General features: G+C 71.6%; 26 protein-coding genes. 24 read left to right on the top strand and 2 right to left on the bottom strand.

Features of this window, described 5'->3' with window-relative positions; genetic code table 11:
• Window positions 1–80 precede the first annotated feature (80 nt).
• The 19 genes from AC07AL_RS09525 to AC07AL_RS09435 all read left to right on the top strand — a co-directional run bounded on the left by AC07AL_RS09525 (window position 81) and on the right by AC07AL_RS09435 (window position 17,777).
• On the top strand, window positions 81–1,193 hold the full coding sequence (locus tag AC07AL_RS09525; RefSeq protein WP_363581980.1) for an LCP family protein: 1,113 nt from the start codon (window positions 81–83) through the stop codon (window positions 1,191–1,193).
• 138 nt (window positions 1,194–1,331) lie between these two features.
• Window positions 1,332–1,553, top strand: a complete 222-nt coding sequence (rpmE, locus tag AC07AL_RS09520) for a 50S ribosomal protein L31 (RefSeq protein WP_030057539.1) — start codon at window positions 1,332–1,334, stop codon at window positions 1,551–1,553.
• 156 nt (window positions 1,554–1,709) lie between these two features.
• The gene (gene prfA, locus AC07AL_RS09515) at window positions 1,710–2,786 is read left to right on the top strand and encodes a peptide chain release factor 1 (RefSeq protein WP_363581982.1); all 1,077 of its coding nucleotides are present in this window, start codon (window positions 1,710–1,712) and stop codon (window positions 2,784–2,786) included.
• Window positions 2,787–2,848: 62 nt separating this feature from the next.
• On the top strand, window positions 2,849–3,715 hold the full coding sequence (gene prmC / locus AC07AL_RS09510) for a peptide chain release factor N(5)-glutamine methyltransferase (RefSeq protein ID WP_063347810.1): 867 nt from the start codon (window positions 2,849–2,851) through the stop codon (window positions 3,713–3,715).
• Window positions 3,716–3,893: 178 nt separating this feature from the next.
• Window positions 3,894–4,541 (top strand): L-threonylcarbamoyladenylate synthase, encoded by a 648-nt coding sequence (locus AC07AL_RS09505; RefSeq protein ID WP_063347809.1) that lies wholly within the window; start codon window positions 3,894–3,896, stop codon window positions 4,539–4,541.
• Between the two features lie 32 nt (window positions 4,542–4,573).
• Complete coding sequence (locus AC07AL_RS09500) at window positions 4,574–5,215, top strand: arsenate reductase/protein-tyrosine-phosphatase family protein (RefSeq protein ID WP_363372045.1); 642 nt, start codon at window positions 4,574–4,576, stop codon at window positions 5,213–5,215.
• Window positions 5,216–5,395: 180 nt separating this feature from the next.
• Entirely contained in the window at window positions 5,396–6,676 is a 1,281-nt protein-coding gene (locus tag AC07AL_RS09495) for a serine hydroxymethyltransferase (protein ID WP_363581984.1), read from the top strand.
• Window positions 6,677–6,851: 175 nt separating this feature from the next.
• Window positions 6,852–8,129: an MraY family glycosyltransferase gene (locus AC07AL_RS09490; protein ID WP_363581986.1), complete on the top strand. Its 1,278-nt coding sequence runs from the start codon at window positions 6,852–6,854 to the stop codon at window positions 8,127–8,129.
• Window positions 8,130–8,430: 301 nt separating this feature from the next.
• Window positions 8,431–8,874, top strand: coding sequence for a Cg1360 family ATP-synthase-associated protein (locus tag AC07AL_RS09485; protein WP_371517123.1), 444 nt, complete (start codon window positions 8,431–8,433; stop codon window positions 8,872–8,874).
• 285 nt (window positions 8,875–9,159) lie between these two features.
• The gene (atpB, locus tag AC07AL_RS09480; RefSeq protein ID WP_350879603.1) at window positions 9,160–9,975 is read left to right on the top strand and encodes a F0F1 ATP synthase subunit A; all 816 of its coding nucleotides are present in this window, start codon (window positions 9,160–9,162) and stop codon (window positions 9,973–9,975) included.
• A gap of 93 nt (window positions 9,976–10,068) precedes the next feature.
• The gene (atpE, locus tag AC07AL_RS09475) at window positions 10,069–10,305 is read left to right on the top strand and encodes an ATP synthase F0 subunit C (RefSeq protein WP_350879602.1); all 237 of its coding nucleotides are present in this window, start codon (window positions 10,069–10,071) and stop codon (window positions 10,303–10,305) included.
• Window positions 10,306–10,339: 34 nt separating this feature from the next.
• Window positions 10,340–10,897, top strand: coding sequence for a F0F1 ATP synthase subunit B (locus AC07AL_RS09470; RefSeq protein WP_363581990.1), 558 nt, complete (start codon window positions 10,340–10,342; stop codon window positions 10,895–10,897).
• Window positions 10,894–11,709 carry a F0F1 ATP synthase subunit delta gene (locus AC07AL_RS09465; RefSeq protein ID WP_363581992.1) on the top strand — a complete coding sequence of 272 codons (816 nt, stop codon included), beginning with the start codon at window positions 10,894–10,896 and terminating at the stop codon, window positions 11,707–11,709. Before AC07AL_RS09470 ends, AC07AL_RS09465 begins: the two co-directional genes overlap by 4 nt.
• A gap of 161 nt (window positions 11,710–11,870) precedes the next feature.
• Window positions 11,871–13,445, top strand: a complete 1,575-nt coding sequence (atpA, locus tag AC07AL_RS09460; RefSeq protein ID WP_363581994.1) for a F0F1 ATP synthase subunit alpha — start codon at window positions 11,871–11,873, stop codon at window positions 13,443–13,445.
• 32 nt (window positions 13,446–13,477) lie between these two features.
• Window positions 13,478–14,392 (top strand): F0F1 ATP synthase subunit gamma, encoded by a 915-nt coding sequence (locus tag AC07AL_RS09455; RefSeq protein WP_400988544.1) that lies wholly within the window; start codon window positions 13,478–13,480, stop codon window positions 14,390–14,392.
• A 2-nt stretch (window positions 14,393–14,394) separates the two neighbouring features.
• On the top strand, window positions 14,395–15,840 hold the full coding sequence (gene atpD / locus AC07AL_RS09450; protein WP_363581998.1) for a F0F1 ATP synthase subunit beta: 1,446 nt from the start codon (window positions 14,395–14,397) through the stop codon (window positions 15,838–15,840).
• 182 nt (window positions 15,841–16,022) lie between these two features.
• Window positions 16,023–16,406 (top strand): F0F1 ATP synthase subunit epsilon, encoded by a 384-nt coding sequence (locus AC07AL_RS09445; protein ID WP_363582000.1) that lies wholly within the window; start codon window positions 16,023–16,025, stop codon window positions 16,404–16,406.
• Window positions 16,407–16,555: 149 nt separating this feature from the next.
• Window positions 16,556–17,056 (top strand): DUF2550 domain-containing protein, encoded by a 501-nt coding sequence (locus AC07AL_RS09440; RefSeq protein ID WP_063347798.1) that lies wholly within the window; start codon window positions 16,556–16,558, stop codon window positions 17,054–17,056.
• 148 nt (window positions 17,057–17,204) lie between these two features.
• Complete coding sequence (locus tag AC07AL_RS09435; RefSeq protein ID WP_363582002.1) at window positions 17,205–17,777, top strand: cob(I)yrinic acid a,c-diamide adenosyltransferase; 573 nt, start codon at window positions 17,205–17,207, stop codon at window positions 17,775–17,777.
• Window positions 17,778–17,805: 28 nt separating this feature from the next.
• Here AC07AL_RS09435 and AC07AL_RS09430 read toward each other — a convergent pair whose 3' ends face one another.
• Window positions 17,806–18,408 (bottom strand): hypothetical protein, encoded by a 603-nt coding sequence (locus AC07AL_RS09430; protein WP_478317273.1) that lies wholly within the window; start codon window positions 18,406–18,408, stop codon window positions 17,806–17,808.
• 156 nt (window positions 18,409–18,564) lie between these two features.
• On the opposite strand from AC07AL_RS09430, the gene AC07AL_RS09425 reads away from it, so the two are divergent.
• The 5 genes from AC07AL_RS09425 to AC07AL_RS09405 all read left to right on the top strand — a co-directional run bounded on the left by AC07AL_RS09425 (window position 18,565) and on the right by AC07AL_RS09405 (window position 24,937).
• Window positions 18,565–19,767, top strand: a complete 1,203-nt coding sequence (locus AC07AL_RS09425; RefSeq protein ID WP_400988541.1) for a sensor histidine kinase — start codon at window positions 18,565–18,567, stop codon at window positions 19,765–19,767.
• Complete coding sequence (locus AC07AL_RS09420; protein WP_350879592.1) at window positions 19,764–20,414, top strand: response regulator transcription factor; 651 nt, start codon at window positions 19,764–19,766, stop codon at window positions 20,412–20,414. The genes AC07AL_RS09425 and AC07AL_RS09420 overlap by 4 nt, the downstream gene beginning before the upstream one ends.
• 245 nt (window positions 20,415–20,659) lie before the next feature.
• Complete coding sequence (locus AC07AL_RS09415; protein WP_400988539.1) at window positions 20,660–21,529, top strand: 3-hydroxyacyl-CoA dehydrogenase family protein; 870 nt, start codon at window positions 20,660–20,662, stop codon at window positions 21,527–21,529.
• 388 nt (window positions 21,530–21,917) lie between these two features.
• Window positions 21,918–22,238, top strand: coding sequence for an STAS domain-containing protein (locus AC07AL_RS09410; protein WP_363582008.1), 321 nt, complete (start codon window positions 21,918–21,920; stop codon window positions 22,236–22,238).
• A gap of 314 nt (window positions 22,239–22,552) precedes the next feature.
• Window positions 22,553–24,937 carry a P-loop NTPase family protein gene (locus tag AC07AL_RS09405; RefSeq protein WP_478317272.1) on the top strand — a complete coding sequence of 795 codons (2,385 nt, stop codon included), beginning with the start codon at window positions 22,553–22,555 and terminating at the stop codon, window positions 24,935–24,937.
• Between the two features lie 4 nt (window positions 24,938–24,941).
• Here AC07AL_RS09405 and nucS read toward each other — a convergent pair whose 3' ends face one another.
• Entirely contained in the window at window positions 24,942–25,601 is a 660-nt protein-coding gene (gene nucS / locus AC07AL_RS09400; protein ID WP_280676005.1) for an endonuclease NucS, read from the bottom strand.
• Window positions 25,602–25,615 lie beyond the last annotated feature (14 nt).

The following is a 25,615-nucleotide window of genomic DNA, read 5'->3' as shown; positions in this document are numbered from 1 at the left end:
GGTGCGTCCACTCGGCTTTGTTCCAGAGTTGGGACATCATGAGGCTTTTTGATCATCTTGTCCGTTTTACTCTGGACCGTATGGCCGAGCACAAGAGGGTCCTGACCCGCCGCCGCAAGATCCTGCGGGCGGCCGCCTGCACGTTCGCCGCGCTCGTCGTCCTCGGCGCCGGAGCGGCCGGGTACGCGTACGTCGAACTCAACGGCAACATCAAGAGCGTCGACATCAACGCCCGCCTCGGCGACGCCCGCCCGCCGGCCGCCACCGACGGCTCGTTCAACGTCCTGGTGCTGGGCTCCGACTCGCGCAACGGCGAGAACGGCGACCTGGCCGGCGGCGACACCGGCGACACCGCCCGCTCGGACACCGCGATGGTGCTGCACGTCAACCAGGACCACTCGCACGCCGAGGTCGTCTCGATCCCGCGCGACACCCTGGTCACCCGGCCCGACTGCACCGACGCCGCCGGCAAGGCGGTGGCCGGCGCCAAGCGCGCGATGTACAACAGCGCCTTCGAGGCCGGCGGCGCGGCCTGCGCGGTCAAGACCACCGAGCAGCTCACCGGGCTGCGGATGGACCACTACGTGCAGATCGACTTCGCCGGCTTCGCCCGCGTCGTGGACGCGATAGGCGGGGCCACCGTGAGCACCGCGGTGGCCATCCACGACAAGGACAGCGGGCTCGACCTGCCGCCGGGCGAGCACCACCTCGACGGGCAGCAGTCGCTGGCCTTCGTCCGCACCCGGCACGGCGTCGGCGACGGCAGCGACCTCGGCCGGATCGAACTCCAGAAGCAGATGGTGAAGTCGCTGCTCCAGCAGGCCGGCGGGATCGGGCTGTTCTCCAACCCGGTCAAGCTCTGGTCGATCGGCGACACCATGACCCGCAGCATCACCACCGACTCCGCGCTGGGTTCGGTGAACGCCCTGGTGGGGCTCGTCCAGGAGCTCAAGGGGATCGGGCCGGACCAGCTCGGCATGGTGACCCTGCCGGTGATGACCGCCCCCGGTGACCCCAACCGGGTGGTCGAGCAGCAGCCGCAGGCGGACCAGCTCTGGGCGGCCCTCAAGGCCGACCAGCCGGTCCCGCAGGCGATCGTCTCGGCGCAGCCCGAGAACCCCGCCCAGGCCGCCCCCACGGCCGCCCCCACGGCCGCCCCCACGGCCCCGGCGAAGGCTCCCGCCAGGCGCTGAGCGGTGCCCGGAATATCCCGGAACACGACCCGGTTTGGGAAGATGCGGCCGGTCCTGGCAGACTGGTCCGTCGGTCCCGGTTCACGTGCGGCGCTCCAGCCGCCGACCCGGTGCCCTCCCGAAACCTAGGAGAACCCCTTGAAGCCCAACGTTCACCCCGAGTACGTGGTCACCCGTGTGACCTGCACCTGCGGCGCCGAGTTCACGACCCGCTCGACCGAGACCAGTGGCGAGATCCGCGCCGAGGTCTGCTCGCAGTGCCACCCGTTCTACACCGGCAAGCAGAAGATCCTCGACACCGGTGGCCGCGTGGCCCGCTTCGAGGCCCGCTTCGGCAAGCAGCACAGCGCGAAGGCCTAGCGCTCCCACGGCGCCGGTTCCCGGTGCCCCCGTACTCGTTCCGGGGGCGCTGGGGGCCGGCGCCGTTCGCATCCCCCAGCACCCCCTCCAGCGGTTCGCACGACCGGCCGGTCCTCACCGGCTTCCAACGGTTCTCACGGGAAGAAGGCCCACTCCATGTTCGAGGCAGTCGAAGAGCTCCTCGTCGAGCACGCCGACCTCGAGAAGAGGCTGGCCGACCCGTCCGTCCACGCCGACCAGGCCAACGCTCGCAAGCTGGCCAAGCGGTACGCCGAGCTGACCCCGATCACCCGGGTCTACCGGCAGTGGCGACAGGCCGGCGAGGACATCGAGGCCGCGCGCGAACTCGCCGCCGAGGAACCGGAGTTCCTCGCCGAGGTGAAGGAGGGCGAGCAGCGCCGCGAGGGGCTGACCGAGGAGCTGCGGCTGCTGCTCGTGCCGCGCGACCCGAGCGACGACAAGGACGTCATCCTGGAGATCAAGGCGGGTGAGGGCGGCGAGGAGTCCGCGCTGTTCGCCGGCGACCTGCTCCGGATGTACCTGCGCTTCGCCGAGCGGATCGGCTGGAAGACCGAGATCATCGACGCCAACGAGTCCGACCTCGGCGGCTACAAGGACGTCTCGGTGGCCGTGAAGACCAAGGGCAACGCCGAGCCCGGGCAGGGCGTCTGGGCCCGGCTGAAGTACGAGGGCGGCGTGCACCGCGTGCAGCGCGTCCCCGCCACCGAGTCCCAGGGCCGCATCCACACCTCCGCGGCGGGCGTGCTGGTCACCCCCGAGGCGGAGGAGGTCGAGGTCGAGATCGTCGCCAACGACCTGCGGATCGACGTCTACCGCTCGTCCGGCCCCGGCGGCCAGTCGGTCAACACCACCGACTCCGCGGTCCGGATCACCCACCTGCCGACCGGTATCGTGGCGTCCTGCCAGAACGAGAAGAGCCAGCTGCAGAACAAGGAGCAGGCGATGCGCATCCTGCGGTCGCGCCTGTTGGCCGCCGCGCAGGAGGAGGCCGAGCGCGAGGCCTCGGACGCGCGTCGCAGCCAGGTCCGTACGGTGGACCGCTCCGAGCGGATCCGGACGTACAACTACCCGGAGAACCGCATCTCGGACCACCGCACGGGGTTCAAGTCGTACAACCTGGACCAGGTCCTGGACGGCGAACTGAACGCGGTGATCCAGTCCTGCGTCGACGCGGACGCGGCGGCCAAGCTCGCCTCGGCCCAACAGAACTGAGACCGGCGCGCCCAGCCCGAGCGACGGCGCGAGCCGGAGCGCAGAAACAAGAGGTCGTACGGATGAACCTGCTGCTCGCCGAGGTGGCCCAGGCCACCCAGCGGTTGGCCGCGGCCGGCGTGCCGTCGCCGCGCTTCGACGCGGAGGAACTCGCCGCCTACGTCCACAACGTCAAGCGCAGCCAGCTGCACTCGGTGAAGGACGCCGACTTCGACGCCCGCTACTGGGAGGCCGTCTCCCGCCGCGAGGCGCGCGAACCGCTCCAGCACATCACCGGGCGGGCGTTCTTCCGCTACCTCGAACTGGAGGTCGGCCCCGGGGTGTTCGTACCCCGGCCGGAGACCGAGACGGTCGTCGAGTGGGCCATAGACGCCGTCCGCGACATGGACGTGGCCGAGCCGCTGGTCGTCGACCTGTGCTCCGGCTCCGGCGCCATCGCGCTCGCCCTGGCCCAGGAGCTGCCGCGCTCGACCGTGCACGCCTTCGAACTCGACGAGGGCGCGCTGCAGTACACCCGGCGCAACATCGAGGCCAGCCCCGACCGCGCCCGGGTCACCCTGCACGCCGGTGACGCCACCCGGGCCTTCGCCGACGACCGCTCCTGGGACGGCCGCTTCGACCTGGTGATCTCCAACCCGCCGTACATCCCGCTCACCGAGTGGGAGTACGTCGCCCCGGAGGCCCGCGACCACGACCCGCAGATGTCGTTGTTCTCCGGCGAGGACGGCCTGGACACCATCCGCGGCATCGAGCGGGTGGCCGCCCGGCTGCTGCGCCCCGGCGGCGCGGTGGTGATCGAGCACGCCGACCAGCAGGGCGGGCAGGTCCCGTGGATCTTCAACGAGGAACGCGGCTGGACGGACACCGCCGACCACCGCGACCTGAACAACCGACCGCGCTTCACAACAGCCCGCAGGGCGTCGTTGTGAACGATCGAGCACAGTACGACAGCCCGCAGGGCGTCGTTGTGAGCGGTCGAGTGCCGTACGCCCACCCGAGGGGCGTCGTCGTGACCGGCCGGGCCGCGGTACCGCCGCTCGCCCGGCCGCGCCGTGAAGACCGTGCTGTGAACGCTGTGATGAGCCATTCCGGAAGGGGACCGCACCGATGAGCCGCCGTTACGACTGTGCCGACGCCGGGGACCGCGCCACCGGCCTGCGCGAGGCCGCCTCGGCCATTCGCCGGGGCGAACTCGTCGTGCTGCCCACCGACACCCTGTACGGGGTCGGAGCGGACGCCTTCTCGCCGGAGGCCGTCGGCGACCTGCTGGCCGCCAAGGGCCGCGGCCGCAACATGCCCTCGCCCGTGCTGGTCGGCTCGCCGACCACCCTGCACGGCCTGGTCACCGACTTCTCCGAGCAGGCCTGGGAGCTGGTCGACGCGTTCTGGCCGGGCGGGCTCACCCTGGTCGCCAAGCACCAGCCCTCGCTGCGCTGGGACCTCGGCGAGACCCGCGGCACCGTCGCCGTCCGGATGCCGCTGCACCCGGTCGCCATCGAGCTGCTGAACGCCACCGGCCCGCTCGCCGTCTCCAGCGCCAACAAGACCGGCGGCCCGTCCCCGGCCACCTGCGACGAGGCGCAGGCGCAGCTCGGCGACGCCATCTCGGTCTACCTGGACGGCGGACAGGCGGACCACGCGACCGCCTCGTCCATCGTCGACGTCACGGGCAAGGTCCCGGTCCTGCTGCGGGCGGGCGCGATCAGCGTCGAGCAGCTGAGGGAGGTCGTCCCCGACCTGGAGGCCGGCAGTTGACGCCCATCGCCTCGCTCCATGCCGGGCCCGGCATAGCGCCGTACCTGAGCGTGGGTCCCAGGCCGCTGGACCACTTCCGGATCCTGTTCGTCTGCACCGGCAACATCTGCCGCTCGCCGATCGCCGAGCGGCTCACCCGGCGTGAGCTGGACACCCGGCTCAGCCCCCGGGTGGCCGGCCGGATCCTGGTGGAGAGCGCCGGCACCTGGGGCCACGTGGGCGCGCCGATGGAGGACCACGCCGCGACCGTCCTGGACGAGTACGGCGCCGACAGCGGCGGCTTCACCGGCCGCGAGCTGCTGGACGAGCACGTGGTCGAGGCCGACCTGGTGCTCACCGCGACCCTGGACCACCGCGCCCAGGTCATCTCGATGGGCCACGAGGCGGGACTGCGCACCTTCACCCTGAAGGAGTTCACCCGCCTGGTGCGGACGATAGACCCGGGCACCCTGCCCGACCCGCGCCGCGGCGCCGACGTCACCGAGCGCGCCCGCGCCCTGGTCCGGGCGGCCGCCGCGCTGCGCGGCTGGCTGCTCGCCGCCACCCCGGAGTCCGACGAACTGGACGACCCGTACGGGGCCCCGATCGGCATGTTCCGCAACTGCGGCGAGGAGATATTCCACGCGGTCGACCCGGTGGTCACCGCGCTCACCGGCGTGCCCGCGCTGCGCTGACCGCCCGCGCCGCGAGCGGCCCGAAGGCCCCCCGGCGGCCCGGGGACGGCCCGCGGCGGCCGAGCGCCGAATGGCCCCGCGCCGACGAGCCGCCCGGCCCGGCCGGTCCTACGCTGGAGGAACCCACCCTTCCCGGCCCCCATGCCGGGAGGCGCCCCCACGCCGCCCCGGAGCCCCGCCATGACCGTCACCGACGCCCCGACCGGCCCGACCGCGACCAGAGGGCGCCCGTGGGCCTCCGAGGCACTGCACCGGGCCGATCCGCAGGTGGCCGACCTGCTGGCGGCCGAGGCCGAGCGGCGGGCCGAGACGGTCCAGCTGCTGGCGGGGGAGAACCTGACCTCCCCGGCCGTCCTGGCGGCGCTGACCGGGCCGCTGATCGACAAGTACGCCGAGGGCTACCCGGGCCGCCGGCACCACACCGGCTGCGCCCTCGCGGACGCCGCCGAGCTGCTGGCGATCGACCGGGCCCGTGAGCTGTTCGCCGCCCCGCACGCCAACGTCCAGCCCCGGTCGGCGACTTCGGCGATGCTGGCGGCGTACGCGGCGCTGCTGCGGCCCGGCGACGGGGTGCTGGCGATGTCGCTGGAGCACGGCGGCCACCTCAGCTGCGGCTCGCGGGCGAACTTCTCCGGCCGCTGGTTCGCCTTCACGGGGTACGGGGTGCGCGAGGCCGACGGCCTGATCGACCTCGACCAGGTGCGCGACCTGGCCCGCGAGCACCGCCCGAAGGCGATCGTGGCGGGCTCGATCTCGCACCCCCGGCACCCGGACTGGGCCGCCTTCCGGGAGATCGCCGACGAGGTGGACGCCTACCTGATCGCCTCGGTCGCCCAGACCGCCGGCCTGGTCGCCGCCGGGGTGGCGCCCTCCCCGGTGCCGTACGCGGACGTCACCGTGGCGGCCACCCACAAGCTGCTGCGCGGCCCGCGCGGGGGCCTGCTGCTGTCCACCGCGGAGCTGGCCGAGCGGATCGACCGGGCGGTGTTCCCGTTCAGCCAGGGCGGGGCGGCGATGAACGAGGTGGCCGGCAAGGCGGTGGCGCTGGCCGAGGCGGCGACGCCCGGCTACCGGGCGTACGCGCAGCGGACGGTGGACGGGGCGCGGGTGCTGGCGACAGGGCTCGCGGCGGCCGGGATGCGCCCGCTGACCGGCGGCACCGACACCCACCTGGTGACGGCGGACGTGAGCCCGCTGGGCGTCACCGGCGCGGAGGCCGAGCGGCGCTGCGCCGTGGCCGGACTGCTGCTCGGCAAGTGCGCGCTGCCCTACGACCCGGCGCCGGCGGCCGAGGCCTCCGGGATCAGGCTGGGCACCGGCACGGTGACCAGCCAGGGGATGGGCGAGGCGGAACTCGCTGAGCTCGCCGGGCTGATCGCCCAGGTGCTCGCCGGGGGCACGGGCGCGCGGGTGGCGAACCGGGTCCGGGAGCTGGCCCTGTCCTTCGCCGACCGGCGGTGAACAAGAGCGTCGTCGACGGATATTCGGATCTCCTACCCGGGAGAGCGAACCGCGATGCGTGCCTTGAGCGTCCGACTCAATAAGGTGTGGGGCGTGGCGACGCACCTCGAACCCCGGGAACGCAGGGGAGTACCTTCGGTACCTCCCCGTTGGACAGTGACGCAGGAGGCCGGTGGTGCGTGAGTATCTGCTGGTGCTGTTCTGCACCGCCGCCGTCACCTACCTGTTGACCGGCCCGGTCCGGAAGTTCGCCATCGCGGCGGGCGCCATGCCGCCGGTCCGCGCCCGGGACGTGCACCGCGAGCCGACACCGCGGCTCGGCGGGATCGCCATGTTCGGCGGGCTGTGCGCGGGCATCCTGGTCGCCTCCCAGCTGGACAACCTGAGCAAGGTGTTCTCCCAGGGCACCGACATCCGCGCGCTGCTGTCCGGCGCCGGGATCATGTGGCTGCTCGGGGTGCTCGACGACAAGTGGGGCGTGGACGCGCTGGTGAAGCTCGGCGGCCAGATGATCGCCGCCGGTGTGATGGTCTGGCAGGGCGTCACGGTGATCACCCTCCCGGTGCCCGGTGTCGGCGCGGTCGCGGTGAGCCCCACCCAGGGCATGGTCATCTCGGTCACCCTGGTCGTCGTCATGGTCAACGCGGTGAACTTCATCGACGGCCTGGACGGCCTGGCGGGCGGCATGGTCTGCATCGCCGCGATGGCGTTCTTCCTGTACAGCTACCGGCTCTGGTACGGCTACACGATCACCGACGCGGCGCCTGCGGTGCTGTTCAGCGTGCTGCTGATCGGCATGTGCCTGGGCTTCCTGGCGCACAACATGCACCCCGCGCGGATCTTCATGGGCGACTCCGGCTCGATGATGCTGGGCCTGATGCTGGCCGTGGCCGCGATCTCCATCACCGGCCGCGTCGACCCGGACCTGATCAGCAGCGAGACCGGTTCGCAGACCGCGACCGTGCACGCCCTGGTGCCGATCTACATCCCGCTGCTGCTGCCGCTGACGGTCATCGCGCTGCCGCTGGCGGACCTGCTGCTCGCGGTGGTGCGCCGCACCTGGGCCGGCCAGTCGCCGTTCGCCGCGGACAAGCGCCACCTGCACCACCGGCTGCTCCAGGTCGGGCACTCGCACAGCCGCGCGGTGCTGATCATGTACTTCTGGGCCGCGCTGATCGCCTTCGGCACGGTGGCCTTCTCGGTCACCAACACCGGCCGCACGGTGGTGCTGACGCTCGCCGGGCTCTGCCTGGTCGGCCTGGTGGTGCTGCTGACGCCGCAGTTCCGGCCGCGCGCGCCGAAGGCGGTGCAGGCCTTCGTCCCGCCGCGCTACCGGCGCCGTCCGTCCGCCCCCATGGCTGAACTGTCGGCAAAGGACAAGCAACTTCTTGGTGAAGCCGACCGGGGAGCCTCCGCGCTCGACGACCACGGCCGGGCCACCGGCCGCCGCTAGCAAGGCAGTTGATGTTCCGTCAAATGGCCTCACCCGTTCGGATGCACCGTTGCGCCGTCGGTGTGACAGGTGCCACACATTCATGGTAAAGCTCTCATCAAATAGTTTGTGATACCGTTCACGAGTACCGAGAACACGCCGAAAGACCTGACAGGTGGAGGACTTCCGTCCCTGGTCGGTCTCCCTCGACGGGCCCGCCGCTCCAGCGGGCGGCCCGGGCGGCGGCCTCTCGGTCCGGTGTCACCCACCACCTTCTGTGCCCCGTCCCCCGTCACATCGACATGCCGCCGGAGCTGCCGACATGCCGTCCACCGACGCCCGGATCCTCCGAGGCGCCGCGATTCCCACTGCGGCCGCCGGGATCATCGCCATGGCGATCTCGTTCGCCGTCGCCGGTGGGAAGGGGCTGCTCGGCGCCCTCTTCGGCGCACTCCTGGTGATGGCCTTCTTCAGCTTCGGCCAGGTCGCGCTCGACCGGCTGACCAGGTCGAACCCGCACATCATGATGGCCGCGGCGCTGCTCGTGTACACCACGCAGATCCTGCTGGTCGGCATCGTGTTGGCGGTCTTCAAGAACACCGAGCTCTTCAACCGGCAGGCCTTCGCCTTCACCCTGCTCGGTTGCGCGCTGATCTGGACGGGGTTCCAGGTGCGCGGTGCGCTGAAGGCCAAGACCTTCTACGTCGACCCCGACGCCTCCGAAAACAAGGGCGACAAGCCCTCCGACTCGGGGCGTCAACAGTGACGAGCCCTGGCTGTCCCCCCAACGAGGGGGGCGGTGTTTATGCCGCACTGACGGACTGCTATCGTCCGTCGCAACAACGGAGTACGGGAAGCGGCCAGGTCTGTCCGAACAGCGGACGGATCGCCCCCCGGATCCGCGCAGTCTTCGATGATCCCGCTGTGGTGCGGCGCACCGGCGCGCGGGATCCGCGAGAAACCCATCAAGTTCCAGTGCCGCTCCGTGGCCGCAGGCCACGCCGACACACCGAGGTTGCCGTAACCATGCGTCACGACGAAGGAGTCCGTGGTGAGTGCTGATCAGCTCACGTTCCTCGCCTCAGGCAGTTGCCACTTCGGGGACGCTGGCTGCGGCTTCCCGGCCCCGGGTCTGAACGAGTTCCAGTTCAAGCCGATCTTCTCGATCGGCAGTATCGAGTTCAACAAGCCGATGCTGCTGTCGGTCATCGTTGCGCTGCTGGTCGTCGTCTTCTTCTGGGCCGCCTTCGCCAAGCCGCGCCTGGTCCCCGGCAAGCTGCAGCTCGTCGGCGAGATCGGCTACGACTTCGTCAAGCGCTCCATCGTGCTGGAGACGATCGGCAAGAAGGGCGAGAAGTACGTCCCGATGCTCGTCTCGATGTTCTTCTTCATCTGGCTGATGAACATCATGTCGATCATCCCCTTCGCGCAGTTCCCCGTCTCGGCGGCGATCGCGTTCCCGGCCGGCCTCGCTGCGGTCGTGTGGATCACCTACATGACGCTGACCTTCAAGAAGCACGGCTTCGTCGGCGGTCTGAAGAACCTCTGCTGGCCCTCGGGCATCCCCGGCTGGGTCATGTTCATCCTGGTGCCGATCGAGTTCTTCTCGAACATCTTCGTGCGCCCCTTCACGCTCGCGGTCCGAGCCTTCGCGAACATGTTCGCCGGCCACCTGCTGATCGTGATGTTCTCCATCGCCTCCTGGTACCTGCTCAGCCCGACCCTGGGTGCGCTCTACGGCTCGGCCTCGTTCATCGTCGCCGTCGCGCTGACCGCCTTCGAGCTGCTGGTCCAGTTCCTGCAGGCCTACATCTTCGTGATGCTGGCCAGCAGCTACATCGCCGGTGCCCTCGAAGAGGCGCACTGAGCCAGGGGGCTTCGGCCCTCCCTGAACCAACCTCTCCGGATTGCCCGGTGGCCAATCACCACCGGTTCACCACCCCTGCAAAGGACAACGTCAATGAGCATCCTCGCTGAGGGCAACGTCTACGGTTCCGTCGCCTCCATCGGCTACGGCCTCGCCGCGATCGGCCCCGGCATCGGCGTCGGTCTGATCTTCGGCAACGGTGTCCAGGCCATGGCCCGTCAGCCCGAGGCTGCCGGCCTGATCCGCTCCAACATGTTCATCGGCTTCGCGCTGACCGAGGCGCTCGCCCTCATCGGCATCGTCATGCCGTTCGTCTTCGGCAACAAGTAATCCTGCCGCAGACCCATTCGAGGAAGGTCCAGATATGAGCATCGCGGTTACGCTCGCGGCCGAGGAGAAGATGAACCCTCTCCTCCCCGCGTGGCCCGAGATCATCATCGGCCTGCTCTGCTTCTTCATCGTCTTCGGTCTCCTCGGCAAGAAGCTCCTCCCCAGCATCGAGAAGGTGCTGTCGGAGCGTCGGGACGCCATCGAGGGCGGCATGGAGCGCGCCGAGGCCGCTCAGGCGGAGGCCCAGGCCCTGCTTGAGCAGTACCGCGCCGAGCTCGCCGAGGCGCGTCACGAGGCTGCCCGCATCGTCGAGCAGGCTCGCGAGCAGGGCGCTGCCCAGCTCACCGAGATGCGCGAGGAGGGCCAGCGTCAGCGCGAGGCCATCGTCGCCGCCGGCCACGCGCAGATCGAGGCCGACAAGAAGCAGGCGACTGCCGTCCTGCGCCAGGACGTGGGTTCGCTGGCCTCCCAGCTGGCTTCCCGCATCGTGGGCGAGTCCCTCGAGGACAGCGCTCGGCAGAGCGGCGTGATCGACCGTTTCCTGGACGAGCTGGAGGCCAAGGCCGCCGTTGCTCAGGGTGCGGCCAAGTGATCGGCGCCAGCCGCGAGGCCCTCGCCGCCGGCCGGCAGAACCTGGAGAGCCTGACCGACTCCACCTCGGTGGACGCGGCCAAGCTCGCCGAGGAGCTCACCGCCGTCACGGCCGTGCTGGACCGTGAGGTGTCGCTGCGCCGTGTCCTGACCGACCCGTCCCGGTCGGGTCAGGACAAGGCCCAGCTGGTCTCCTCGCTGCTGACCGGTCAGGTCTCCGGCGAGACCGTCGACCTCGTCTCCGGTCTGGTCCGCTCCCGCTGGTCGGGCTCGCGCGACCTGGTGGACGGGACCGAGGAGCTGGCCGCGTACGCCGAGGTCATCGCGGCGGACAGGGCAGGCGCCCTGGACGACGTTGAGGACGAGCTGTTCCGGTTCAGCCGGGTGGTGGGCGGCTCGCACGAGCTGCGCGCCGCGCTGACCGAGCCGAAGGCTGGCACCGCCGCGAAGGCCGCGCTGATCAAGAAGCTGCTCGGTGGCCGCGCCCACGCGGGCACCGTCCGGCTGGTCACGGCCATCGTCAACGCGCCGCGTGGCCGTAGCCTGGAGCAGGGCCTGGAGTCCTACTCGAAGCTCGCCGCCGCACGCCGCGGCCGCGTGGTGGCCCTGGTCACCACCGCGGTGCCGCTGTCGGACACCCAGAAGGAGCGCCTGTCCGGTGCTCTGGGCCGGATGTACGGCCGCCAGGTCCACCTGAACATCGACGTCGACCCCGAGGTCGTCGGCGGTGTCCGGGTGCAGGTCGGCGACGAGATCATCGACGGCACCGTGTCGAGCCGCCTCGAAGGCGCTCGCCAGTCGCTCGAAGGCTGAGCACACCGAAGCAGCAGCACATCCGACCCTCGGTCGGGAAACCGGCTCCCCAAGGAGCCGGCACATCGGACGGCCGGTTCGGCAGACCCGGCCGAGAGTCGAATACTTGCGGCCCTCAATGGCGGGCCGAGGATCGCAAACTAGGAGAGCAGGGAAGCCTGATGGCGGAGCTTACGATCCGTCCGGAGGAGATCCGGGACGCGCTGGCCGACTTTGTCCAGTCGTACCAGCCGGACGCCGCTTCTGTGGAAGAGGTCGGCACGGTCACTGACGCGGCGGACGGCATCGCGCATGTCGAGGGCCTGCCCTCGGTCATGGCGAACGAGCTGCTGAGGTTCGAGGACGGCACGCTCGGCCTCGCGCTGAACCTCGACACCCGCGAGATCGGTGTCGTCATCCTCGGTGAGTTCGGTGGCATCGAAGAGGGCCAGACCGTGCGCCGCACCGGCGAGGTCCTCTCGGTTCCGGTCGGCGACGGCTACCTCGGCCGCGTCGTGGACCCGCTGGGCAACCCGATCGACGGTCTGGGCGACATCGCCTCCAGCGGTCGCCGCGCCCTGGAGCTGCAGGCCCCCGGCGTCATGGCCCGCAAGTCGGTCAAGCAGCCGCTGCAGACCGGCATCAAGGCCATCGACTCGATGACCCCGATCGGCCGTGGCCAGCGTCAGCTGATCATCGGTGACCGCCAGACCGGCAAGACCGCGGTGGCCGTCGACACGATCATCAACCAGCGCGACAACTGGCGCTCGGGCGACCCGGAGAAGCAGGTCCGCTGCATCTACGTCGCCGTGGGCCAGAAGGGCTCCACCATCGCGTCCGTCCGCGGCGCCCTGGAGGAGGCCGGCGCGCTGGAGTACACCACCATCGTGGCTGCTCCCGCCTCCGACCCGGCCGGCTTCAAGTACCTCGCCCCGTACACCGGTTCGGCCATCGGCCAGGAGTGGATGTACGACGGCAAGCACGTCCTGATCATCTTCGACGACCTGTCGAAGCAGGCCGAGGCCTACCGCTCCGTGTCGCTGCTGCTGCGCCGTCCGCCGGGCCGCGAGGCCTACCCGGGCGACGTCTTCTACCTGCACTCCCGCCTGCTGGAGCGTTGCGCCAAGCTGAACGACGCCCTGGGCGGCGGCTCGATGACCGGTCTGCCGATCATCGAGACCAAGGCCAACGACGTCTCGGCGTACATCCCGACCAACGTCATCTCCATCACCGACGGCCAGTGCTTCCTGGAGTCCGACCTGTTCAACGCCGGCATCCGCCCGGCCGTGAACGTCGGTATCTCGGTCTCCCGCGTCGGTGGCTCCGCCCAGATCAAGGCCATGCGTTCGGTCGCCGGCCGTCTGCGTCTGGACCTCGCCCAGTACCGCGAGCTGGAGGCCTTCGCCGCCTTCGGTTCCGACCTGGACGCGGCCTCCAAGGCCCAGCTGGAGCGCGGTGCGCGCATGGTCGAGCTGCTGAAGCAGGGTCAGTACCAGCCGTTCCCGGTCGAGGAGCAGGTCGTCTCCATCTGGGCCGGCACCACCGGCAAGCTGGACGACGTCCCGGTCGCCGAGATCCGCCGCTTCGAGCGCGAGTTCCTGGACCACGTGCGCCTCCAGCACAAGGACCTGCTCGCGGGCATCGTCGAGACCGGTCTGCTCGCCGAGGGCACCGTCGACGCGCTGACCAGCGCCATCGACGCGTTCAAGCAGGGCTACCAGACCGCTGACGGCAAGCTGCTCTCCGAGCAGGCCTGAGTCCGGTAGCGAGGGAAAGGACGTAACGACCCATGGGAGCACAGCTTCGGGTCTACAAGCGCCGGATCCGCTCTGTCACCGCGACGAAGAAGATCACCAAGGCGATGGAGATGATCTCCGCGTCGCGCATCGTCAAGGCGCAGCGCGCGGTGGCCGCCTCCACTCCGTACGCCGATGAGCTCACCCGTGCGGTGACGGCGGTGGCCACCCGGTCCAACGCCAAGCACCCGCTCACCACCGAGAACCCGAGCGCCTCGCGCGCCGCCGTCCTGCTGATCACGGCGGACCGCGGCCTGGCGGGCGGTTACTCGACCAACGCCATCAAGGCCGCGCAGTCGCTCAGCGAGCGTCTGCGGGCCGAGGGCAAGGACGTGGTGACGTACATCGTCGGTCGCAAGGGCGTCTCGTACTACACGTTCCGCGGCTTCGACATCGCGGAGTCGTGGACGGGCTTCTCGGACAAGCCGACCTACGGGGACGCGAAGACCGTGGCGGCCGACCTGATCGAGGCCTTCACGGCCGAGACGGGCGGCGTGGACGAACTCCACCTGATCTCGACCAAGTTCGTGTCGATGCTGACGCAGAACGCGGTCGGGGCCCGGCTGCTGCCGCTGAAGCTGGACGAGGTCCAGCTCAGCGACGACCAGCCGGCCAAGGCGGAGATCTTCCCGCTGTACGACTTCGAGCCGTCGGCGGAGGGCGTGCTGGACGCGCTGCTGCCGCGGTACGTCGAGAGCCGGATCTACAACGCGCTGCTGCAGTCGGCCGCCTCCGAGCACGCCGCCCGCCGACGCGCGATGAAGAGCGCGACGGACAACGCCGGCGAGCTCATCAAGTCGCTCACGCGGCTTGCCAACTCGGCCCGTCAGGCCGAGATCACCCAGGAAATCAGCGAGATCGTCGGCGGTGCCAACGCCCTCGCCGACGCTAGCCGCGGGAGCGAATGAGAATGACCACCACTGTTGAGCCGACCACGGCGACGGGCCGCGTCGCGCGGGTCATCGGCCCGGTCGTCGACGTGGAGTTCCCCGTCGACGCTATTCCGAACATGTTCAACGCCCTGCACGTCGAGGCGGAGAACCCCGACGGCTCGGGCAAGAAGACCCTGACCCTCGAGGTCGCCCAGCACCTGGGCGACGGCATGGTCCGCGGCATCTCGATGCAGCCGACCGACGGTCTGGTCCGTGGCACCCAGGTCACCGACACCGGTGCCGCCATCTCGGTGCCCGTCGGCCAGATCACCAAGGGCAAGGTCTTCAACGCCCTCGGCGACGTGCTGAACGTGGACCAGAAGGAGTTCGACCAGCAGGTCGAGGTCCGCTGGCCGATCCACCGCAAGGCGCCGGAGTTCAAGGACCTCGAGTCCAAGACCGAGATGTTCGAGACCGGCATCAAGGTCATCGACCTCCTCACCCCGTACGTCCAGGGTGGCAAGATCGGTCTGTTCGGTGGTGCCGGTGTCGGCAAGACCGTTCTGATCCAGGAGATGATCTACCGCGTCGCCGAGAACTTCGGTGGTGTGTCGGTGTTCGCCGGCGTCGGCGAGCGCACCCGTGAGGGCAACGACCTCATCGACGAGATGGTCGACTCGGGCGTTCTGGACAAGACCGCGCTGGTCTTCGGCCAGATGGACGAGCCGCCGGGCACCCGTCTGCGCGTCGCGCTCTCCGCGCTGACCATGGCGGAGTACTTCCGTGACGTCGAGAAGCAGGACGTGCTCCTCTTCATCGACAACATCTTCCGGTTCACCCAGGCCGGTTCCGAGGTGTCGACCCTGCTCGGCCGCATGCCCTCCGCGGTGGGCTACCAGCCGAACCTGGCCGACGAGATGGGCCTCCTCCAGGAGCGCATCACCTCGACCCGCGGTCACTCGATCACCTCGATGCAGGCGATCTACGTCCCCGCGGACGACCTGACCGACCCGGCCCCGGCCACCACCTTCGCCCACCTGGACGCGACGACCGTTCTGTCGCGCCCGATCTCGGAGAAGGGCATCTACCCGGCCGTCGACCCGCTGGACTCCACGTCCCGCATCCTCGACCCGCGGTACATCGCGCAGACCCACTACGACACGGCCCTCCGTATCAAGGGGATCCTGCAGAAGTACAAGGACCTCCAGGACATCATCGCGATCCTCGGTATCGACGAGCTGTCCGAGGAGGACAAGGTCACGGTCCACCGTGCCCGTCGCATCGAGCGCTTCCTCTCGCAGAACACCTACGTGGCGAAGCAGTTCACCGGTGTCGAGGGTTCGACCGTGCCGCTGTCGGAGACCATCGAGGCCTTCAACGCGATCGCGGACGGCAAGTACGACTCCATCCCGGAGCAGGCCTTCTTCATGTGCGGTGGCATCGAGGACCTCGAGAAGAACGCCGCCGAGCTGGCGAAGAAGTAGTCGCGGCCGGTAGCAGCTGAGTGACCGTGAGGGGTGGCCCCGAGCCCGGGACCACCCCTCGCGTCGCATCGGCTGTGATTCCGGTCAAATCCGTGCCGCCGGTTTCATGCCGGAGGCGCGCGGCCGTTATTCTTACCGAAACTCCCGAGTAATCGGGGGTTGCATGAGCCTAGGAGCCCACGTTGGCTGAGCTGCACGTCGAGCTGGTCGCAGCCGACCGCAAGGTGTGGTCCGGTGCGGCCACCATCGTCGTCGCCCGTACGGCCTCCGGCGACACCGGCATCATGCCGGGTCACACCCCGGTGCTGAGCGTGCTGGAGACCGGTCCGGTCACCATTCGCACGGCGGACGGCGGCACCGTGATCGCCGCGGTGCACGGCGGCTTCATCTCCTTCGCCGACAACAAGCTGTCTCTGCTCGCGGAGATCGCCGAGCTGGCGGACGAGATCGACGTCGCCCGTGCCGAGCGCGCGCTGGAGAAGGCCAAGTCGGGCCTGGACGAGCACGCCGAGCGGCGCGCCGAGGTCCGCCTGTTCGCGGCGCGCGGCCTCAAGGCCCACGTCTGAGTGCGCCAAGACCCTGGTTCAGCGGGGTCGACCGACGGTCCCGGGGACGCGTGAGCGTGACCCCGGGACTGTCGTCGTAGTTGGTAGGTCAACGCGGTCGCTTGATACGACCGATACGGGGAACGCGGGTAGCGAGGAGGTAGGTGAGCATGGTCCTCGCGCTTGTGGTGTGTGCGGCGGTCGTGGCGCTGGGTGTGATCGGCCTGGTGGCGTTCGCGGTACGACGCCGCCTGATCCAGCGGGTCGGCGGCACGTTCGACTGCAGTTACCGACTCAAAATGCCCGCCGACGCCTCGACGCAGCCCGACCTCGACGAGAACGGCAAACCCACCTCGGCCCCGGTCCCCCAGACCGACGGCAAGGGGTGGGTTTTTGGTATCGGCCGCTACAGCGGTGACTCGATCGAGTGGTTCCGGGTCTTCTCGTACGCCCCGCGCCCGCGCAGGGTGCTGCCGCGCCGGGAGATCGAGGTGCTCGGCCGGCGCTACCCGGAGGGCCAGGAGGAGCTCGCCCTGCTCTCCGGCTCGGTGGTGCTGCGCTGCCTGCACAACGGGGAGCCGCTGGAGCTGGCGATGAGCGAGGACGCGCTCACCGGCTTCCTCGCCTGGCTGGAGGCCGCCCCGCCCGGGCAGAGGGTCAACGTCGCGTAGCGGCGGGACCCTCGGGGTGGGGGTACCCCCGGCCGGAGGCTGGGGGAGGTCAACGTCGCGTAGCGGCGAGACCCTCGGGGACAACGCCGGGTAGGGCTGGTCCCGCTCGGGGTTAACGCCGCCTAACCCGTCCGGCTACGCTGGCCGCATGGTGAATCTGACGCGCATCTACACCCGCACCGGCGACGACGGCACCACCGCGCTAGGTGACATGAGCCGGACCACCAAGACCGATCCCCGCCTGGTCGCGTACGCCGACACCAACGAGGCGAACGCGGCGATCGGCGTGGCCGTCGCCGCCGGATCGCTGCCCGAGGACATCGTCACGGTGCTCGTCCGGATCCAGAACGACCTGTTCGACGTCGGCGCGGACCTGTCCACGCCGGTGGTCGAGGACCCGAAGTACCCGCCGCTGCGGGTGCTGCCGTCGTACGTCGACCGGCTGGAGGGGGACTGCGACCACTACCTGGAGCAGTTGGAGAAGCTGCGCAGCTTCATCCTGCCCGGCGGTACGCCCGGCGCGGCCTACCTGCACCTGGCCTGCACGGTGGTGCGGCGGGCCGAGCGGGCCACCTGGGCGGCGATCGCGGAGTACGGGGACAGCGTCAACCCGCTGACCGCGAAGTACCTCAACCGGCTCTCCGACCTGCTGTTCATCCTGGCCCGGGCGGCCAACAAGGAGCGCGGCGACGTGCTCTGGGTGCCGGGCGAGAACCGCTAGCGGTCCCTCAGAACCGCCGGCAAGCCCCTCAGAGCCGCTTCTCCGGGACGCCGGCGACGGGCTGCTCGGCGATCGGGTCGTCCGCGTCCTGCTCGCCGGCCGGCGGCTGCTTCGGCCAGAGCGTGTAGCTGACGGCGATGACCACGTTGACCACGGCGGCGATGCCCAGCTTGAGGTACCACTGGAGGAAGGTGCCGAAGTGTGCGGAGCCTCCCGACAGCGGCACCAGCAGGGTGATCAGGCTCAGTGTGATCGCGGCCGAGACCACCGTGCGGCGGCAGATCTGCCACTCGTACCGGGACCGCGCCAGGCCGCACTTCGGTGAGCGCGGCGGCTTGGGGCCGCCGGCGAAGCGGTACATGAAGTGCCGGTCGGCCCAGCGGACCAGGGAGGGCCCGTACCCGATCGAGAAGCCCGCGTAGCTCGCCGCGAGGGCGTGCGTCCAGCTCGCGGCGGCGCCGCCGCGCAGGTCGAGCACGGTGAGCACGTACAGGGTGAGGTCCACCGCCGGCAGGCCGACCAGCAGGGCGGTGCTGGTGCGGCGCCACCGCAGCAGGTAGCGGGCGGTGAGACCGAGGCCGAGCAGGATCCAGAAGGAGATCTCGGCCGCGACGATGAGGGTGACGATCACGTTGTGCTCCCGGGCGGTCGGCGGTGCCTCCAGCCTGGCGCGCGGGCGTGGCCGCGTCGTCGTCGCCGGGTGCCGTCCCGGCCTGCACCTTTCGATGTACGGCGGCTCCTCCGGGGACCGGAGCCGGGCGGCGCCCGGGGATGGTGAGATGGAGGTGTGCTGAGACCGACCCTCACCCCGCGCCAGGAGGACCGGGGGATCGCCCTGCTCGGTCTGCTCGGCGGAGCGCTGCTGATCGCGCTCCAGGTCTACGACAACTCCTCGCGGATCCCGCGCGGGGCGGTGGTGCCGGCGCTGCTGGTCATGGCGGTGCTGGAGCTGTTCCGCCGGACCAGGCCGGTGCTCACCACGACGCTGGGCGGGCTCGCCTTCGGGTACAGCATCTTCACCGGCGCCCTGCTGGCGACCAGCCTGATGTACACCGACCTGCTCTACGCGGCGGTGCTCTACGGGACCCCGAGGATGTCCCGGATCCTGCACCTGACCGGCACGGGTTCGGTGCTGGTGCTGTCCACCCTGGTGCTGATCTACAGCGACGCCTCGAACGCGGTGGCGGTGGTGGTGCTCACCGTCCTGATCTACCTGGCGCCGGTCTGGACCGGGGACGTGGTCCGCAAGCACCGCGACCGGGCGGTGAGCGAGCGGCTGCGGGCCGAACAGACCGCGCTGCTCTCGGAGATGGACCGGCGTGAGGCCGTCGTCGCCGAACGCGCGAGGATGGCACGGGAGTTGCACGACGTGGTGGCCAACCACCTGTCGGCGATCGCGATCCACGCGACCGGCGCGCAGTCCGTCGCCCGGCGCCGTCGGCTGGCCGGGGACGACCCGCTGGTGGAGGTGCTGGCGGTGATCCGGGAGAGCAGCGTCCAGGGTTTGGCCGAAATGCGCCGCATGATCGGACTGCTGCGCGACAGCGGCGGGGGAGAGGCGGACGAGTCGTACGCGGCGCCCGACCTGGCCGCCGTGGACGCCCTGCTGGCCAAGGCCCGGGCGGCCGGCCAGGACGTCGGGCTGGACTTCGAACTCGCCGAGCGGGGCGAGCGCGGGGAGGTCCCGGTGCCGGTCCGGCTGGCCGCGTACCGGATCGTCCAGGAGTCGCTGACCAACGCGCTCAAGCACGCCGGGCCCGGACTGGTCAGCGTGCGGATGGAGTTCGGCCCCGAGGAACTGCGGATCGCCGTCGACAGCCCGTACCGGCACGGACCGGGCCGCGAACTGCCCGGCGCCCGGGCCGGGCTGGTCGGCATGGCGGAGCGGGCCGGGCTGCTCGGCGGCAGCTTCGAGGCGGGGCCGCGGAACGACTACTGGAGCGTGCGCGCGGTACTGCCGCGCGGGCGGGAGAGCGGGGCAGGGGCATGACGATCCGGGTGCTGGTGGCCGAGGACCAGGCGGCGGTACGGGCGGCGCTGGTGATGATCCTGCGGGCCGAGCCGGACATCGAGGTGGTCGGGCAGGCCGCCGACGGCGAGGAGGCCGTCCGGCTGGCGCTGGAGCTGCGGCCCGACGTGGTGCTGATGGACGTGCAGATGCCCCGGCTGGACGGCGTCTCGGCGACCCGGCAGGTGGTCGCCGCCGGGGCCGGCCAGGTGCTGGTGCTGACCACCTTCGACCTGGACGAGTACGTCTACGGCGCGCTGCGGGCCGGCGCGGCCGGGTTCCTGCTCAAGGACCTGGAGGCGGACACCCTGGTCGAGGGCGTCCGGACGGTGGCGCGCGGGGACGGCATGCTGGCGCCCTCGGTGACCAGGCGGCTGATCGGCGCCTTCGCCCGGCCGGACCGGGCGGTCGGGCCGGAAGCCAGGGAGGCGGTGGCCGGACTGACCCCGCGTGAGCGGGAGGTGCTGGCCTGCATCGGGGCCGGGCTGTCCAACGGGGAGATCGCGGCCCGGCTGGAGATGGCGGAGGCGACCACCAAGACGCACGTCAGCCGGATCCTGGCGAAGCTGCGGCTGCGCAACCGGGTGCAGGCGGCGATCCTGGCGCAGGACCTCGGGCTGACCGTCTGAGCGTCTGACGGTCCGGTCGGCCGGTCCGGTCAGATGGTCCGATCGGCCGGTCTGATCGGCTGGTCACGGCGGGTCTGGGTCGCCCGACCAGGTCGGGCGCAGATCACACTCCCGATTGACACCACGGGGCCGGATTGGGCATTAGAGTCCCGGCAACGAGCGACGCGGCTCTCCGGCGGTGACCCCTGCCCTGAGCCGCCTTCAGGGCCCGCCCCAGGGCGGCGACGGCATCGGGAGACCCAGCCATGAGCAATGCGTCCAGCAAGCAGATCGCCGTGATCGGTGCCGGCCTGATGGGCGCCGGCATCGCCCAGGTGTCCGCGCAGGCCGGCCACCCGGTGGTGCTGCGGGACGTCACGGAGGAGGCCCTGCAGCGCGGTCTCGCGGGCATCCGCGCCTCCTACGCGAAGTTCGTCGCCAAGGGCCGGCTGAGCGCCGAGGACGCCGAGGCCGCGCTGGGCCGGATCACCACCACCACCGACCTGGGCGCCGTCGCCGAGGCCGACATCGTGGTCGAGGCCGTGTTCGAGCAGTTCGAGGTCAAGGAGGGCGTCTTCCGGGAGCTCGACAAGCTCGCCAAGGACGGCGCGGTGCTGGCCTCCAACACCTCCGCCATCCCGATCACCCGGATCGCCGCCGCCACCCGGCGCCCCGAGTCGGTCGTCGGCGTGCACTTCTTCTCGCCGGTGCCGCTGATGCAGCTCGTCGAGCTGGTCCGCGGCTACAAGACCAGCGACGAGACCCTGGCCGCCGCCCGCGCCTTCGCCGAGGGCGTCGGCAAGGACGTCGTGGTGGTCAACCGGGACGTGGCCGGCTTCGTCACCACCCGCCTGATCACCGCGCTGGTCGTCGAGGCCGCCAAGCTGTACGAGTCGGGCGTCGCCACCGCCGAGGACATCGACACCGCCTGCCGCCTCGGCTTCGGCCACCCGATGGGCCCGCTGGAGACCGCCGACCTGACCGGCGTGGACATCCTGCTGCACGCCGCCCGCAACATCTACGACGAGACCCAGGACGAGAAGTTCGCCGCCCCGGAGATCATGGCGCGCATGGTCACCGCCGGCGACCTCGGCCGCAAGAGCGGCCGCGGCTTCTACCCGTACGAGGGCAAGTGAGCCCCCGCCGGAACGGGTGAACGACGACGCCCGGCGACCGGGCGGGCCGTGCGGCGGAACACCGTACGGCCCGCCCGCTCGGGGGCGGGTGAGTTTCCTCACGCCAGGTGCCGCAGACGGGTGATTTGGGCGGTAATCGAGCGTAGGTGTGGAGACTGACTGCGTATATTCCCTCGGACGAGTGAAGTTGCTTCAGATCTGGCCGGAACCAGCAACCTGCGCTGCTGGTTCGCCGTCAGAAGAGGGAGACCCGGCCCAGCACGACGAGGCTGCGACCGGACCCGGGCGAGGGGCCACGGCCCGCCCGGATGGACACCCCCACCCCCCGCCCCGGCACGGCCGGGTCGGACCACCCCCGTACCGGACCGGTCAGGCGAAGGAGGAGAGCATGCGCATCACCGGCGACCACAGGGCGCTGGCCATCGAAGGCCGCCTCGACGTGCGCACCGCCGCCGATGCGCGCGCCCGGCTGCACCAGGCCGTGGACGGCGGCCTCGGCGACCTCGTGCTCGACCTCGCCCGGCTGGAGTTCTGGGACGCCACCGGCCTCGGCGTGATCATGGGCACCCACCGCAGGGCCGGCCGGATCGGCCGGCGGCTGGTGCTGCGCTCCGTCCCGGCCCAGCTCCAGCGGCTGCTGGTGGCCACCAAGCTGCACCGCATCCTGGCCGTGGACGGCGTCACCGAGGCCCACGGGATCGCCCTCTAGGGCCTGGCCGCTCCTGCCCCCGTCCGGCCCCGGTGCTCGTTCGTTCCCTGCCTTCGTTCGTTCCCCGCCCGCTCTTCGTCCGGCCCCCGACCTGGCTCTGATCAGCCGTCGTCCGGGCCCCGACCGGGCTCTGATCGGCCGTCGCCCGGCCCCCGACCGGGCCGCCCCTGCGCGGGCGGGCCCGGATGTGCAAGAGTCTGCCCGTCAGATGACGGCCGCCCCAGCCAGCTGCCCCCAGCCCGCGCGCGGCCGCGACCGAGACGTCAGCCGGCCGGCGCGGGACGCCGGCGGCCGAGCAGGATGCGGAGCAGAACGTGGCACAGCCAACCGGGGAGTTCCGGCAGGAGGCCGCCCGCACCCGAGGCGGCGAACTCGTCTCCGGCGCCCTGCTGGTCGGCGTCGGCGCCCCGGACGGCTCCGAGGTCAGGCCCTGTCCCGAGGAGTGGCGGCCCCGCCCGCGCCGGATCGAGCGCAGCGAGCCCGCCCGGGGCCCGGTCGGCGGCGTCGGCCGCGCGGTCGGCCCGCTCGCCCTCGGTGCCGGGCCCGCCGACCTGCCGCTGCTCGACCGCGAGGCCGACGTCGCCGAACTCCTCGGCCTGCTCGCCGAGGGCCGCTCGATACGCCTGGTCGGCCAGGCCGGCTCGGGCCGCAGCGCGCTGCTGTCGGCCGTCGCCGAGGCCGCCGCCGACCTCGCCCCCGGCGGCGTCGTCCAGCTCTGCGGGCACCGCCGCACCGCCGCCGACCTGCTCCAGGACCTCTTCGCGGCCACCCACCACGCCCCCGGCTACCGGCCCGACCCGGGCCAGCTGGCCGTGCACCTCGCCGAGGTCGGCGCGATCGTGGTCGTCGACGGCGCGGAGCAGTCCGGCGCCGAGCTGGAGGACCTGCTCGCCCTCGCCCCCGGCTGCGCCTTCCTGATCTCCGCCGCCCCCGGGAGCCCGGCGCTGTCACCCGGCTCCCGCTTGCAGGACCACCTGGTCGCCGGGCTCTCCCGCTCCGCCTGCCTCGCCCTCGCCGCCCGCCAGGCCGGGCGGCCGCTGGACGTTGAGGAGAAGGCCTGGGCGGTCGACCTCTGGTTCGAGTCCGAGGGGCTGCCGCTGCGCTTCGTCCAGGCCGCCGCGCTGCTGCGCCAGCGGGACGTGGCGGTGGACGCGCTGGTCGCCGCCGAGGAGGACCGGATGGGGGTCTTCGGCGCGGTCGAGGAGCCCGTCCACGACCCCGATCCGGCCGTCCGCGAGAACGCGCTGCGCCGCACCGTCCCGCTGCCGTCCGTCGCCGAGACCGCCTCACCCGCCGTCCGGCTCGCGGAGGGGCTGAGCGAGCCCGCCCAGGCCGTCCTGAGGCTCGCCGTCGCGCTCGGCGGCGAGTGTCCCACCGCGCCGCACCTGCCTGCGCTGATCGACGTCGGCCAGGGCGAGAGCGCCCTCGCCGAACTCGCCGACGCCGGGCTGGCGGTGTCCATCGGCGGGCACCACCGGCTGACCGCCGGGGTGCTGGACCTGCTCGCCCCGCACTGGCCGGCCCGCGGCTGCCTGGACGGCGCCGCCCAGCACTTCGCCTGGTGGGTCGGGCACAGCTCGGTGTCGCTGGAACAGGTCGCGGCCGAGGCGGAGGTCGTGGTCGGCGTGCTGGTCGCGGACCGGGCGGCCGGCCGGCACGACGCCGTCGTGCGCCTGGCCCGGGCGGCCGCGCCCGCGCTGGCGCTGGCGCTGCGCTGGGGCGCCTGGGAGAGGGTCCTGGAGCTGGGGCTGGAGGCGGCCCGCCGGACGGGCTCCGGCACCGACCAGGCCTGGTTCCACCACGAGGCGGGCGTGCACGCGTTCTGCGTCCGGGAGCCGTCCCGGGCGATGGCCGAGCTGGAGACGGCGCTCACCCTGCGGTCCGCCGCCGGCGAGCAGCGCGGCGTCGCGGCAGCCGGCCGGATGCTGGACCTGCTGCGTGCCGACGGGCGGCAGCTGCCGCCCGCGGCGTCCCCCGGGCCGGCGCCCGTGCGGCGGCCCGTCATCCGCGCGATAGCCAAGGTGCCGTCCAGCCTGCGCTCCGGGACCAGGCGTCGGGTGATCGCCGCGTCGGCGGCCGTCCTCGCGCTCGGGGCGCTCGGGACGGCGGTGGCGATGAGCGCCACCGGTCCGGAGCAGCACCCGGGCAACGACCCGCACACCCGGCTCGACGACCCCGACGGCGGGCAGGGCGGGCCGCTCCCGTCCCCGCACGTCGGTGGCCCGACCGCCGGGGCCGGTGCCACCGGTACGGGGGTGTCAGGGACGGGAGCGCCGGGGACGGACGCGGGGGGCGGTGCGGCGGCGGGCGGGACCAGCCCGGAACCGTCGGCGAGCGGTGGCGCCTCGCACTCGCCGAGCGCGTCGAAGAAGCCGAGCCGTGGGCCGAGCGAGACCGCGGGGGCCACCGAGCAGGCGCAGCAGTCGCAGCCGCCCGCACCGGGACAGTCGCAGCCGCCGGCCCAGCAGTCCGGCCCGCCGCAGGGTGGCAGCGGCGGCGGCAGTGGTGGCGGCACCGGCGGCGGCAGCGGTGGCAACTCCGGGGGCACTCAGCCTGGCGGAGGCGCCAGCACGCCGCCCCCGCCGAAGCCGTCGACCACGTCGCCCTCGGCGACCGCGACCACCCAGCCGCCCGCCACGGGCCCCGCGACCGGGACGTCCAGTCCTCCGCCGCCGACGCCCTCGCCGTCCGCGAGCTGACCGGTCAGAACAGCTTGAGCTTGTCGTCGTCGATGCCGCGCAGCTCGTCGTAGTCCAGCACCACGCAGCCGATGCCCCGGTCGGTGGCCAGCACGCGGGCCTGGGGCTTGATCTCCTGGGCGGCGAAGATGCCCTTGACCGGGGCCAACAGTGGGTCCCGGTTGAGGAGTTCGAGGTAGCGGGTGAGCTGCTCGACGCCGTCGATCTCACCGCGGCGCTTGATCTCGACGGCCACCGTGGCACCGTCCGAGTCGCGGCAGAGGATGTCGACCGGGCCGATCGCGGTGGGGTACTCGCGGCGGATCAGGGACCAGCCGGCGCCGAGCACCTCCATCCGGTCCGCGAGCAGCTCCTGGAGGTGCGCCTCGACGCCGTCCTTGATCAGGCCCGGGTCCACCCCGAGTTCGTGGGAGGAGTCGTGCAGCACCTCCTCCAGCGTGATGATGAGCTTCTCGCCGGCCTTGTTCTCCACCGTCCAGACCCCGTCCGCCTCCTTGAGCGCGCACGGCGGGGACATCCAGTTGAGCGGCTTGTAGGCGCGGTCGTCGGCGTGGATGCTGACGCTGCCGTCGGCCTTGACCAGGATGAGCCTGGTGGCGGAGGGCAGATGGGCGGAGAGCCGACCGGCATAGTCGACTGAGCAGCGGGCAATTACGAGACGCACGGTCGACCACGCTA

This window comes from Kitasatospora sp. NPDC043949, from assembly GCF_056435365.1.
Note: the sequence above shows the minus strand (reverse complement) of the source record. Positions and strands in the feature narration are given on the sequence as shown.